Origin of the sequence: Flagellimonas halotolerans, assembly GCF_035818535.1 — a bacterium.
Classification (GTDB): Bacteria; Bacteroidota; Bacteroidia; order Flavobacteriales; family Flavobacteriaceae; genus Flagellimonas; species Flagellimonas halotolerans.
This window is the reverse complement of the sequence record NZ_JAYKYV010000017.1, coordinates 1-12,250: the sequence shown is the minus strand read 5'-3', so window position 1 is coordinate 12,250 and position 12,250 is coordinate 1. Positions and strand designations below refer to the sequence as shown.

At 35.5% G+C, this 12,250-nt stretch carries 13 protein-coding genes and 1 pseudogene; 4 read left to right on the top strand and 10 right to left on the bottom strand.

From position 1 onward, the window contains the following. Positions 1-168 precede the first annotated feature (168 nt). The gene (locus VM932_RS14990; RefSeq protein ID WP_326279812.1) at positions 169-414 is read right to left on the bottom strand and encodes a helix-turn-helix domain-containing protein; all 246 of its coding nucleotides are present in this window, start codon (positions 412-414) and stop codon (positions 169-171) included. A 21-nt stretch (positions 415-435) separates the two neighbouring features. Beyond that, on the bottom strand, positions 436-1,935 hold the full coding sequence (locus VM932_RS14985) for a P-loop NTPase fold protein (RefSeq protein WP_326279810.1): 1,500 nt from the start codon (positions 1,933-1,935) through the stop codon (positions 436-438). 254 nt (positions 1,936-2,189) lie between these two features. Here VM932_RS14985 and VM932_RS14980 point away from each other — a divergent pair, with 254 nt between their 5' ends. Continuing rightward, on the top strand, positions 2,190-3,554 hold the full coding sequence (locus tag VM932_RS14980) for an SNIPE associated domain-containing protein (RefSeq protein ID WP_326279808.1): 1,365 nt from the start codon (positions 2,190-2,192) through the stop codon (positions 3,552-3,554). A gap of 13 nt (positions 3,555-3,567) precedes the next feature. Here the strand turns inward: VM932_RS14980 and VM932_RS14975 are convergent, their stop codons facing one another. The 5 genes from VM932_RS14975 to VM932_RS14955 form a co-directional block, all read right to left on the bottom strand. Then, complete coding sequence (locus VM932_RS14975) at positions 3,568-4,134, bottom strand: putative polyvalent protein kinase domain-containing protein (RefSeq protein ID WP_326279806.1); 567 nt, start codon at positions 4,132-4,134, stop codon at positions 3,568-3,570. Between the two features lie 186 nt (positions 4,135-4,320). After that, positions 4,321-4,806: a hypothetical protein gene (locus tag VM932_RS14970; RefSeq protein ID WP_326279804.1), complete on the bottom strand. Its 486-nt coding sequence runs from the start codon at positions 4,804-4,806 to the stop codon at positions 4,321-4,323. A gap of 12 nt (positions 4,807-4,818) precedes the next feature. Next, the gene (locus VM932_RS14965) at positions 4,819-5,241 is read right to left on the bottom strand and encodes a hypothetical protein (RefSeq protein WP_326279802.1); all 423 of its coding nucleotides are present in this window, start codon (positions 5,239-5,241) and stop codon (positions 4,819-4,821) included. A 196-nt stretch (positions 5,242-5,437) separates the two neighbouring features. After that, entirely contained in the window at positions 5,438-5,572 is a 135-nt protein-coding gene (locus VM932_RS14960; RefSeq protein WP_326279800.1) for a hypothetical protein, read from the bottom strand. Between the two features lie 18 nt (positions 5,573-5,590). After that, a complete protein-coding gene (locus tag VM932_RS14955) occupies positions 5,591-6,853 on the bottom strand; it encodes a tyrosine-type recombinase/integrase (RefSeq protein ID WP_326279798.1) in 1,263 nt (420 codons plus the stop codon). 1,387 nt (positions 6,854-8,240) lie between these two features. Here VM932_RS14955 and VM932_RS16795 point away from each other — a divergent pair. Further along, on the top strand, positions 8,241-8,396 hold the full coding sequence (locus VM932_RS16795) for a helix-turn-helix domain-containing protein (protein WP_428979752.1): 156 nt from the start codon (positions 8,241-8,243) through the stop codon (positions 8,394-8,396). 715 nt (positions 8,397-9,111) lie between these two features. Here the strand turns inward: VM932_RS16795 and VM932_RS14950 are convergent. Both VM932_RS14950 and VM932_RS14945 read right to left on the bottom strand, forming a co-directional pair. Beyond that, positions 9,112-10,422 (bottom strand): serine hydrolase domain-containing protein, encoded by a 1,311-nt coding sequence (locus VM932_RS14950; RefSeq protein WP_326279796.1) that lies wholly within the window; start codon positions 10,420-10,422, stop codon positions 9,112-9,114. 61 nt (positions 10,423-10,483) lie between these two features. Continuing rightward, positions 10,484-11,278, bottom strand: coding sequence for a helix-turn-helix transcriptional regulator (locus tag VM932_RS14945; RefSeq protein WP_326279794.1), 795 nt, complete (start codon positions 11,276-11,278; stop codon positions 10,484-10,486). Between the two features lie 167 nt (positions 11,279-11,445). Between VM932_RS14945 and VM932_RS14940 the strand changes: the two genes are divergently transcribed. Both VM932_RS14940 and VM932_RS14935 read left to right on the top strand, forming a co-directional pair. Beyond that, positions 11,446-11,949 carry a hypothetical protein gene (locus VM932_RS14940; RefSeq protein WP_326279792.1) on the top strand — a complete coding sequence of 168 codons (504 nt, stop codon included), beginning with the start codon at positions 11,446-11,448 and terminating at the stop codon, positions 11,947-11,949. After that, complete coding sequence (locus VM932_RS14935; RefSeq protein ID WP_326279790.1) at positions 11,910-12,089, top strand: hypothetical protein; 180 nt, start codon at positions 11,910-11,912, stop codon at positions 12,087-12,089. Before VM932_RS14940 ends, VM932_RS14935 begins: the two co-directional genes overlap by 40 nt. A gap of 71 nt (positions 12,090-12,160) precedes the next feature. Here VM932_RS14935 and VM932_RS14930 read toward each other — a convergent pair. Further along, a pseudogene (locus tag VM932_RS14930) lies at positions 12,161-12,250 on the bottom strand (gluconate 2-dehydrogenase subunit 3 family protein); the annotation flags it as partial.

Sequence of the window (12,250 nt, the reverse complement as noted above, 5' to 3'; positions counted from 1 at the left end):
AATAAATCGGGAAAGGCCATTACAATAGACCTCAAACTACTTATTAACAGTCAATTAACCGTTGTTGATCAAACCTAATCAGTATCGTTTGTTTGATGTGGAGAACAATACATATATATATCAAACCTATTGCACGAAGTTACATTTTCGCAATTGTTGAGTTTATACTCATCCGACTGGCTGCGCATGTGTGTCAACGATTACCAATTTGCAGCCCATTTCTTCAAGCAATTTCAAGAGTGAATTAAGGGTAATGTTATCGGCTTCGCCCCTCTCAATTTTACTGTACCATGTTCTTTGCACCTTTGCAAACCTTGAGAAGTCCTCTTGACTAATGTTATGGTCCTTTCTCCATGCTTTTAAATAGGTGGCCACATCCTGAAAGTTTGATACAGTTATCTCGGTATTTCTCATTATTAACTTATAAATTAATCTTTAATCTAATAATTTCTTTTCAAGAATAGATTTATATGTGTAGCCAAGAAAATTATTTAAATTAGGATAATAATTTACGTCTACTGAGCCATTAGAACTTATGGTTAAATCCTTTGCACTCCAATATTGGTTGATTGCTAAGGTATAATTAATATGTACATTCAAATCCTTTAATGAAAAACCTCTCGAATGTTGTTCCCCTCTTAAATTCTTTCCTTCTTCAACAATGCGGTTTAAATCTATTAACGGAATAAGCATTTTAAGCATGTCAGATTGTTTTTGATCTGGAAATTCATCATTCTCAATAAACCTAATGTATTCCATAAAATCCATAACCCTTTGCCTACCTTCGAAAATATTCTCCAATAAATAATAGACTTGTAATGGTGGAAACTGGTTTGTGTGCCATGTACTAAAATCCCTAAGCGTCAATTGTTTGTCTAACGGTTTAATGGAGTTGATATCAAACTGCAGCAATCTTCTAAGACTTAAATGTTTTGAATTAATCCCTATACGTATCAACTGATGCATTAGTTGTTTAAATTTTGGCCATAAATACCGCCTATCAAATTGCTCAATAAATGCTTGAGTTATTTGATTTATATTTTCTCGATTATCATAATTGTATATTCTATTTGAGTAAAACTTATTGATGTAACCATTAAAATCGGTCTGTTCTCCATATTTATGTCTGTAAATACTTTCAAGGTTTTCTACATCACACACTAAAACCACTCTATCAAATCCAAATTTATTTTCTTGTGGACTTTCAATATCAAAATGAGCAGAAAAAATATTTAGTATACGGAAAATATCATTTGGATCTAGTCTATCTAAATCATCAATTACTAAAACCGTTTCTTTATTCGATTTGTCTTCTTCTCTTTCTTGGGTCTCATTTTTACTAATTACCTGTACTAATTCTTGAATCAATTGTGTAGTTGCATTTCTTTCATAAAGCCCCCCAATTACATCAGTATGGCCAGCGAAATTTTCTTTAATCAAAGTTAAATCCGGATTCTCCTTAAGTTTACTTTTATATTCTGTACCGGGTTTGAGTTTATTAACCACCTTTAGTAGGTTGGTTATCCCTTTAACTAAAAAGTTTTCATCCTCCAATCCTTCATGTGCTGCAGTCACATCACTAAGACCTTCAATGAGTGTAGGAAATATAATCCCTAGCCTATCCAAAATTAAATATTCAGCGAGTAATTTGTTGTCCAGTTCGATTTCATCAAAAGTTATCTCGTTCCTATTAAGTATTTCAAATAGGATATCAACCTTTATTAACTCAAATATGTCCTTGTTAGAACCGATTGCATAATTCACTGGCTTGATGTGTATCGATGCATATTTATCATTCTTGACCTCAAAGAATTTGTCCAAAAACCAAGTTTTCCCTGTCCCATAAATACCTGAGAACAAAATCCTATGATTTCCTTCTATATTAATGTGTTTCTCAAAATCATCAAAGGGGACTTTTAAAGGATCAATTTTCATCTCTTACGAATTATAGAATCTCTTTAAAATTAAAAAAGTTACTACTACTTTCTTCTCATAATTAAATTAATGACAAATGGGGAATTCGACTATCTGTAAAATCAAGTTTATAGACCAAACTTAAATTCAACTTAACGATATAAATCTTTCGGAAAAAACCCTAACATAAACTTTTGCAAGTCTTTAAGTCTTTACCTACTTTTAAAAAACTCTCCCGCCTTTTTTATAAACCTCAACTTCAACCAATCATTTATATGGATTTATTCAATAAGAAAAAAGTAAAATTGCTTTCAGATGAATTACAGAAATGCATCAATGAAAAAGATTCGATTTTATCTCAAAAGGAAGAATTACTCTCAAAGTATTCTAAAATCATTGATCTTGAAAAGGAGGTTGAGACCATCATTTCTCATATAAATGATTTAAAAAATAAAAGGAACGAATTATCAATCAAATATGATCAAGGCAAAAGATTATATGATGAGTTAATTGAGGAAACTAAAATTTATGAAAGTAAACTGGACTTAATCTCTTATGGACATTATGACCCAATTTTTGATTTTCAAGATTCAGAAACGTACAAAAAACATATTGAGGAAATTAAAAGAGCCCAAAAACATTACATTCAGAATGGATTGGCAATAGAATGCTTTACAACTTGGCATGTGGATGGTAATCTAAAAAAGGGCCAAGCAATGATTAATAAACAAATGAAACTGATGTTGCGAGCTTTCAACAATGAATGTGACGTACTAATAAGCAAGGTAAAATGGAACAATATTGAAACAATTGAAAAAAGAATTCAAAAGTCATATAATGCGATTAATCGCCTAGGCAAATCTAATAATATCGAAATAGTGGACACCTTCCTAACTATGAAAATTGAAGAGTTAAAGTTAACTCATGAATACAACCTTAAAAAACATGAAGAAAAAGAAGCACAAAGAGAAGAGAGGGCAAGAATAAGGGAAGAAGAAAAAGCCCAAAGAGATTTTGAGATAGCAAAAAGAAAGGCCGAAAGAGAAGAGGCGTTGTATCAAAAAGCACTAGAAAAGGCGAAGCAGGATTTAGGCCTTGTCAGTGGAGAAGAATTAATAAAACTTCATAACAAGATTTTAGATTTAGAGAATAACCTTAAGGCTGCTCATGACCAGAAAGAGAGGGCTTTATCCATGGCACAACAAACTAAATCAGGTTATGTCTATGTAATTTCAAACATTGGTTCTTTTGGGGAAAATGTTTATAAAATTGGATTAACTAGAAGGTTGGAGCCATTGGATAGAGTTAGAGAACTAGGAGATTCATCAGTCCCATTTACTTTTGATGTTCATGCGCTTATATTTTCAACTGATGCTCCGGCATTAGAGAATCAACTTCATCAAGTTTTCAAAGAAAAAAGTGTTAACCTCATAAATTTTAGAAAAGAGTTTTTTAGGGTCACTTTAGAAGAAATTGAAAATGAAGTGAATAAAATCGTAGACAAGAAAGTTGAATTTATTAAACTAAGTGAAGCGCAAGAGTTTAAAGAATCAATTAGCATTAGAGAATCTTGGGTAGAACAAAATCAAATTGAAGAGGTAGAACATAAATTTCCTAAGCATCTATTTGATGAGGAATGAAACCTTAAAAACCTTATAATGTCCGACACATAGCATCAACAACATGAAAGTTTCCTTCGGAATCTTTCAGCACGTTTCTAGGGTGTAAATCAGAAACAAGATATTGGCCATTGTAATAGGATTCCGGTGTCCGTTGTTCAAAACCAAGAGATTCCATATAGGTTTTTATTTCGGATGGCTCCGCCTTGGTTGCTTCAGCAACATACTTTTGTTTAAATACTGGCTCAACGTATGGTGTTCTAGTCGGGCCGTTGTCTAATCCAGTAAACCCCACAAACTCATAATTGTTGGCTGGAAAAAGTAGATTGTGAATAGCAATCCCCTTAAATAGATTTGAAATTAAATATTCGGAGTTTGCAAGATTGTTTGATTTAAAAATTATTCCTGTTTCTTCATTTAGCACAAGCGTATTTTCATATCCGCCACGCATCGGGATTTTGCCCAAATAATAAAAATCATCAATCCATAGTTTATTTTGCCTTGCAAAATCAAGGGCCGCCCATTTTTCTAAATCCTTTTCTTCCAAATTATTCAATCGTTCCGCGCGTTTATGTTTTGCCTCTCTTTTTCCTTCTTCCAATCTATCTCGGAAGGGTTTAAAGATGCTAGATACTTCCCCTTGGCTTCCTCGCTCTTCCTGTGGGCTTCGTTTAGGTATTGTGAATTAATCCCATGATTTTTCCTGTAATTATTCAAGTATGCCTGTATTTTGGCTCTCTGTGTTTCAGTCAATTTGGACATTCGACTTTTTTTACTCATTATCTTTCTATGGCTTACTGTAATACTTTCTTCTTATTGTTTCCAAAGTGTGATTATCTCCAATCTGAAAATTTTCATGTATCAACTTAATGAATTTACCCACTGGATAATCCTTAAAATAATCCTTTCTCAATTTTTTTAAATCACGTAAAAACTCGTACTCGTCATCTCTTGCAATTTGCACTTTCCTCGGTTCATCAGAATACTTTTCTACCTCGTTTACAAATTTCTTAAAACCGCTCTCCCCACCAACTAAGTGCCCAAAATCATTTGAAAGAACTTGTAAAACCTTATGGCAATTCCTGAATGAAAGATTATTTTTTCTAACAAAGTTCTGGTATGGCTTTAATCTCCATTCGTAGCCCGAGTTATCATAACATTCATTTTTGAAAATATTGATTATTGAAATGATTAAATCCATATCAGATTCAGATAGTTGAATATCGCCCTCTTTTCTTAAAATTTTGAAACACTCTTTATTGCTGTTGACCATTGCTGTGATTGATTAATTGGGGGTTCTAAGTCTGCCTTGCTCGATTATCCATTTTCTATCTGCTTCAACTTCTTCCGGTGTCATATTGGCCCAGCGCTTTTTGAAGTATGTACTGATAATATCATGCTTTTTCATTCTTTGTTCTTCCTGTCTAATCCGTGTTGCTAGACTGGCCGCGGCTCTATTATGAAATTGTTCATGGTTGATTTTCCACCTAAAAAGCACGTAAAGGCGATATTCGTAGTTTTCTAACGCTTTATCTATGATTTGGTGATAAAGAGTGTCGAGTTCCTTTTTGGTCAATGTGGTCCAATCAAACGATTTATAGTCACAATTCGGATTTTTCTGATTGTGTATTTTGAAACTCTGGCCTATTTGCTCGTCTATTTTTCTCCAAGAAAAAGGCTGCTCTTGCCATTTGGCAATCTGTTTCATTGCCGCTTCGGAGTTTTTCCTGTGGGCCTCAGTCAAATACTTAGGCTCAGTTACTTTTTTACTCGCGAATGATTTAGTTTGGAAAGAATCTTTTGCAATATTAGATTTATCATTTAGCCCCTTGTATGTTCGGATTACCCATAAAATTGACTTTATGCAATAACGGGCTAGATTAATCAGAAACCTTTTGATTGATTTAATCATAACCACTATCGCGCTTTGCCATTTTAATTTCAATCTTGGTTAGTTCGATTTGAAGTTTAAGGGACAGGTTTTCTTCTTTAAGTTCTCTTAACCACTTTACTTGTTTTTCAATTAATGTTCTCCTCATTCTTAAGATTATTTGAGATTATTCATTCACTGCTAATGGGGCTTGACGTTCTTTATATTTTTGCTCCAATATTTCACCAACAATCTTGGCATCCTTCAAATGTTCGTTTATCTGATAATTTTCCAGCATACGATCTGACTTGTGTCCAGTAATTGTTCTGATCATTTGGTTGTTGATGATATTCTTGGAATTAGTTATGAAAGAGTACCTCCCACAATGAAAGGTTATTAGTTGCCACTTGGGATAAGTCCCCTCTACATTCAAACCGTTTTTAACTAGTCTCTTTTCCCCTTTAGTTGGCTCGTCAATTTCAGCAATCTCACATACTTTCTTGACATATTCGTTCAATTTTTGGTGTGAGATTGGCCGAGGAAAACCATCGGATAATAATTCCTTCACCTTGCCCACTATTGGAATAGTAACCATAATATTATCCCTATCCTGTCTCTGTTTAGTTGGCATGAACTGTAAAAACCGCATACCCTCGTATTCAACAATATTATCCTCATTGATTTTGTCCGTATCCGATATTCTAATTCCAATCTCACACGATAATAAAAGCCACTTACGGGCATTTAGTAAATAATCTGAAACAATGTGTGCCTTCTCAATTTTTAGTAACTCCTTGGGCTCTAAATGAATCTTATGAGTTTTAACGGCCCTCTTGGTTTCAATACCATTTAATGTCTTGGACGCTTCAATACCATATTTATCCCGGGCATTCTTACAGACGGTAACAACATTCCTAAGTATTTTATTTGCCGTGCTTTTTCCAAGGTTCAACTCATTTAGGAATCTATCAGCAAAAAAACCATCGATATCCTTTACCCTATATTTATCTTGACCTTGAAATATCTGAAACTTTTTTCTTGCATACTGATACTTTTTAATCGTATTTACTGCCTTCCCATCTTGTTTAAGTTTTTCAATATATCTATCGAAGGCACCTAATACACTATCATCTTTACCCGTTTCAGATGCAAGTCCAAAATAAACATCGATTGAATGCCCTAACCAATTCGAAGTAATTAATTCACCATTTAAAATACTTTGGTTCGCCTTGTTTTGAACATAAACCTTTAACCCTTCCAACTTGCTTTTGATTCCCTTTATTTCTGCATCTGCTTTCTGTAAAGGCAATTTAGTTTTGCTCGACCAATTATTTCTACTAATGGTCAACCCAGTTTTTTTTTCAAACTGTGTTTTTCGGTCAATAGTTAACCGGCAATAAATAGATGCATTATTTGATTTGGAGCGAAGAAAGTAACTCAATGTGGCCATTTAAATAACATTTTTGAACGATGCCAATATACTACTTTCCTTGCACTTTCCTTGCGTTTCTGCATAGAAATACATAGATATGCATATTTCTACCTCTTTGAAATCAAATACTTTTATTCTGTTTTTCAGCTGTTTATGCAACTTATTCTTAAGAATCAACTGATTAAAAATTATAGGGTTATACTCCCGCCTCGAGTACTTTTAACCCTGTTAATCAATTGATTTTCAGGGTTTTTTAACGCATTCTTGCCAACCATTGCCAACAATTCTAAATTTAACACCGATTCCAGAAATCCTTGATAATTACTACACCTTTAAAATAGGATGAAAATAAGATAGGGGGCTTGAAATCAAAATATGCACCAAAACTCATAGATAATAAGCCAGCCTTATAGAAGATTAGACAGGAAGTCACTTGTATTGAATACCATATAAAAAAGAAAAATGGTGAACTTACCTCCCCTGACCTGACGCCTAAAAACGTTCTCGGTTGTTAACAGAGCGACCAGATGCCGAAAAGAACACCATCTTTTCAAATATATTAAAATTCTAAGAACAAGTAGAAAGCTGGAAAGTCCCCAAAATAAATTTTACTGCTTTTTGCCTAGAGAACACTTTATGAAAATAAAAATGGCCTTCTAAGCTTTGACCTTGGGTAATCTAGGGTGGGTGTTATTCACATATCTTTTCAATAGTGGTGTATATATAAGACCTGTAGTTGGGACCTCTACAAAATAATAATTGAAAAGATAGGTGTCACGCTTTTCCTTTGGGCGACTTATCCAATAATCATAATCAATGTACTTTGGGAAGACCTCGAGAATGAACTTCGACGAGTACCGCTTCCGTTTTGCAAACTCATCATCATACTTTTTTAAATTAGCATCTTTAACGTAAGGTCGAAAACCCTTAATCAAAATCAATGCTATATCCTGCTGCGTTGGCATACTCAAATTATTACTTATTAACAATAAATACGAAAACTATCAAAACTCAAACACCTGTCCACATAAGACCTTTCCCGATTTTAAATTAGACACAACTAGTTGCCAAACAGCATCTTATGTCAACAACTGAATCCAGCCATAAATGGTCATATTCAAAAATAGACATATATTCGTTGTGATGTTATGTACAGCTGATAATAATTCTTAGGCTTTCTACATCCTATTATTTGAACGGGAAAATCAAATAAACTTTAAGGTAAGCAAGAGGTTATTGCTCCGCAGATAGACTGCGGGAGCCAATTAACCTTAATCTTATTAAAATGGAAGTTAGATTTGAGTTCCCAAAAAGTGAGCTAAAATAGTTCATCAATGAAAGCATAACGGAAGCCGTCCGAAATGCTCTTTCCAAACAACAAACTGAAAAGTCCAGCACCTCCGTAATGACACCAAAGGAAGTCTGCGCCTTTTTCAACATCTCACTGTCAACGTTACACGAATGGCGCAAGCAAGGTAAAATACAAGCCTATTATAAAGGCCGAAGGGTTTACTTTAAGCGTGCTGAAGTTGAGGCCAGCCTTGTTCAAGCAAAACAATAATAGTTATGAACAAGGCCAACATTCCGTCCACTTATAGATTTATATTGGCCAAATCAAATAAAACCATCAAGGAATATCATTTTGAGCAAATCGAACATGGTAAACTTCTGGTTCCCTTAAAGCTTAGGATAAAAAAACCCCATAAAAATTCAAAGGAAATTACGGTTCAATTTTTTGATAGTCCAAATTGGAGAAATTGCAGTAGGCATAAACTATCCAAAAAGCCCTTTACTAACTCTTACTCAGGCAAACGTGAATTTAAAAAGTAGAGCATCCCTATAGCAATTAGAATGGATGACAATGGCGGGTCTTTGGAACTTAGGATATTGGATAGGACGGCTAAGTCAAAAGTATATAATCATGTTTGACAATATGCCTTTTGAGACCAGAGATCAGCAAAACTTAAAACGCATATATAAAAGTCCATCATTACTGTTTTTGGAACAGTTTGCACGAGTAAATTCCATAGGCAAAGCGTACATCATCGAAAAATTTAGACATAAGAGTTTAATATTTCAGTTTGTGCGAAACTCTGAAGGTGAATTGATCAAGCCTAAAGTTAGTGGTAGCATTCACAAGTACTGGAATAATGGTTTTCCCGGGAAGGGCAATCCTAAGCTTACCGATGAACAAAGGGAGGTAGCCGATATTTGTCGGTTTCCTTGTACAACAAAAAGCCCTTTTTTTACGGGCTTTTTTCTTTCTATCCACCAATTTAATTCCGTTTTCCTTCCACAACAATGCCTTTCCAACCCATCAATGCATCGTAAGTGCCTGATTCATTTTTAATGAACTCAAAAGATTCGGCAGCTTTTGGATCCTCAAAAAACACGGTCGGGGTTTCTGCTTGTAGCTCCCCTATTTCTTCTCCTTCTTGAAATATGACAAGATGATTGTCTTTGGCCTTCACCTCCAACACCAATCCATCAAAATCGGCAAAAGTATAGTAACCCTCATACTGTTGAAGCACTTCTGCATCCAAGCCTATAGCTTTTCTGTTAATTTCCTTCGGATATTCCACAGGTTTGGCCTTTAAAAGCCGTACCATATCATCAATCGTATCAAAAAAGGGCATCTCATCATAATTGGCCAAGAGCACAAAATCAAAGTCACTCCCCAAATCACTGTAAACTTGGGCGCGTATGCCTTTAGACCCTCCGTCTTTGGCTATAATTCCATTCTCGTTTTTCAAAAACGAAGCATAGGGTTCCTGTTTTATACCGTCGAGAAACTTTTTTAAATCATCAACGGTTGAAAACAGCCGCGCCGTCCGAAACTCATCTTGCTGAATATTGTCCACATTCACCAGCGCACTATCTTTGAGTGTATGGTTTTGGGCCATATTTTTAATCCTATTTTCTTGGGTAAAAAAATGAGCACCGCTTGCATCCATCCCTAGCGGTATGAAAATTTCGTCCATTATACATTGCGCAAAGGGTTTATCATAGGCTTTGGAAACAATGTTGTACAAAATCTCATAGCCTACGTTGGAATACTGGGCACCTGTATCTGGTGCAAACAAAAGATTCTCCTTTTTGGCCAGTTCAACAATTTCATCTGAAGTTAATTGGTATTCCTGCCCCTCTAAACCCGACAATTCCCTGGGCAGTCCGGAACGATGTTCCAGCAACATTTGCAGTGTAATCTCTTTCCCTTTGGGAAAGTCTTTAAAAAAAATGTCCAAGGTCTGGTCTATGGAAAGCTTCCTTTCCTCTTCCAATTTGGCCAACAAATAATAGGTCATCAATTTGGAAACGGAATGGATATCAAACTGTGTGCTATCGGTAATGTAAGTTGAACTTTGGGGGTCATCATTCAAATTATAGGCTTTTTTTAGGAGCAAGGTATCCTTTTGATAGACCAATACCACGCCATTAAATTTTTGCAACTCCGTAAGTTTGGTAAAATAGGTGTCCACAGCTTCCTTTACCGCTTCCATTTTTGATGAAAGCTGTACATCCCTTTTCCTGTCCTCAAGGCAACTTATGCATAGAAGCACCATCAAAACGATCAAATAATTCCTCATAATCAATTGGTTTGTGCAAAGAAGGCACAACCCTCGTGAAAATAATTGTAAAAATGGAAACCTACGGGTGCCGCAACAAAAACTCAGGTAAATTTTTAAAGAACTGTAAGGGTGCAACCCCACAAACTTTTTTAAAGTCGTTGATAAAATGGGCTTGATCAAAATACCCGTAATCGTAGCTGAGCTGCGTAAGTGATATATCAGGGTTTTTGGCCTTAAACTTGACCAAATCCAATATGCGAACGGTGATGATGAATTTTTTTAAGGTATACATCACTTCCTTTTTAAAAACCTTGCCCAAATATTGCCTCGATTTGTCAAAATATTCACTCAGTTGGTTCACCGTTACTTTTCCCCGTTTTTCATAAATATAATTGCAGAGTTCGCGCACTAGTTCAATCGAGGATGTAAATTCAAATACCTTATCGCACATGAATTGCTCTGCCAACGAAAACTTATCCGATACCCCTTCGGTTTCAAAAACGGTTTGATGAAGAGACAGCAACTGCACATCTGCAATATCAACAACACCCGATTCTTGTAACGATGCAAAAAAATGAGCGTTTACCCAAGGTTGCAACTTTATCGTAAAAAAAGTAAGTGAACCCGCTGCTTCAATTCGATAAGGTGGCGTTACATCGTGAATGGTAAAGACCTTGCTGCGAATTACAACTTTTTGTGGGTCCTCACCATAATAAAAAGCACCCGAAGCCTCCTTGAAAAATACAAAGTCATAACAGCAATCATCGATTACAGGAATCTGCCCCGTGCCATGATCACCCGCAAGATGGATATAGTAACATTCCCTAAAAATTTGATAGCGGGATCCTTTGGGGTGATGGGCAGTTATCGTCATTGTCAATTAAACTATGTACAAAGTCTTTATATTCCAATATATGAACTTTTTCAATTTTCCTATATCCATCCAAACCCCACATCCGTCAATTCAAACAAGACATACATCGATTACCTCTCTTTTAAGCAAATAGCAAAACTACCTTTGTCTTAAACAATTTATATTCTATGAAACCTATCAAGCTTTTTAGCATTTCCATTCTTGCACTTGGCATAAGCATGGTCTCTTGTTCTAGTGAAGATGGTACGGATGGCAAAGATGGACTAGATGGAGAAAATGGAGTAGGCTTTGATGAATTAACCAGATATGGATACATTACTCTTGAAATGGAGGGAATAAGAGTGGATGATGTACTTTTCCAAGACTCCACAGCTTTTAAATTTATACCTATTGACCCTGCTGAATTACCAATCAACAATAATGCTGACTTTGGTGGCAACACTTATTTTTTCGATATAAGGCGTTTCCTTAGTGTCCCGGATAAAAACCAAGATGACACAAATTCTTTTGTAAAGATCACATTAGAGGTTACCAATCCAGGAGAGGATTCCCAAAGCATTGACCTTTTCAATATTCAAATCAACGAATATGCAGTCGTGGGGGAACGACAACAAATATTTTGTTGTGGACGATGCTTGGCCTTTTCTCACCCCCTGAAGATGATGACATAATTAAGGATATTACCTACGACACCACCGCCAAACACCTGACCTTTTCATTCGCGTTCACCATTCCCGGAGCGGACAATGTTACAGGCAACGACCTACATATATCAGGGGAAGTGGACATCACAGCTTTGAAAGCTATATAACAATACCATAAACTACATTGAAAAAGCCCCGACCTCAAGATCGGGGCTTTAATGTTTAACTATAGCTTTTCTTATGTCAACAAATTTCCATCCTCGTCCCATTCGGCGATGATGCCCCGCTTGCTCTGGTCCACACATTTGGCGAGCCATTCCTCGTCGTA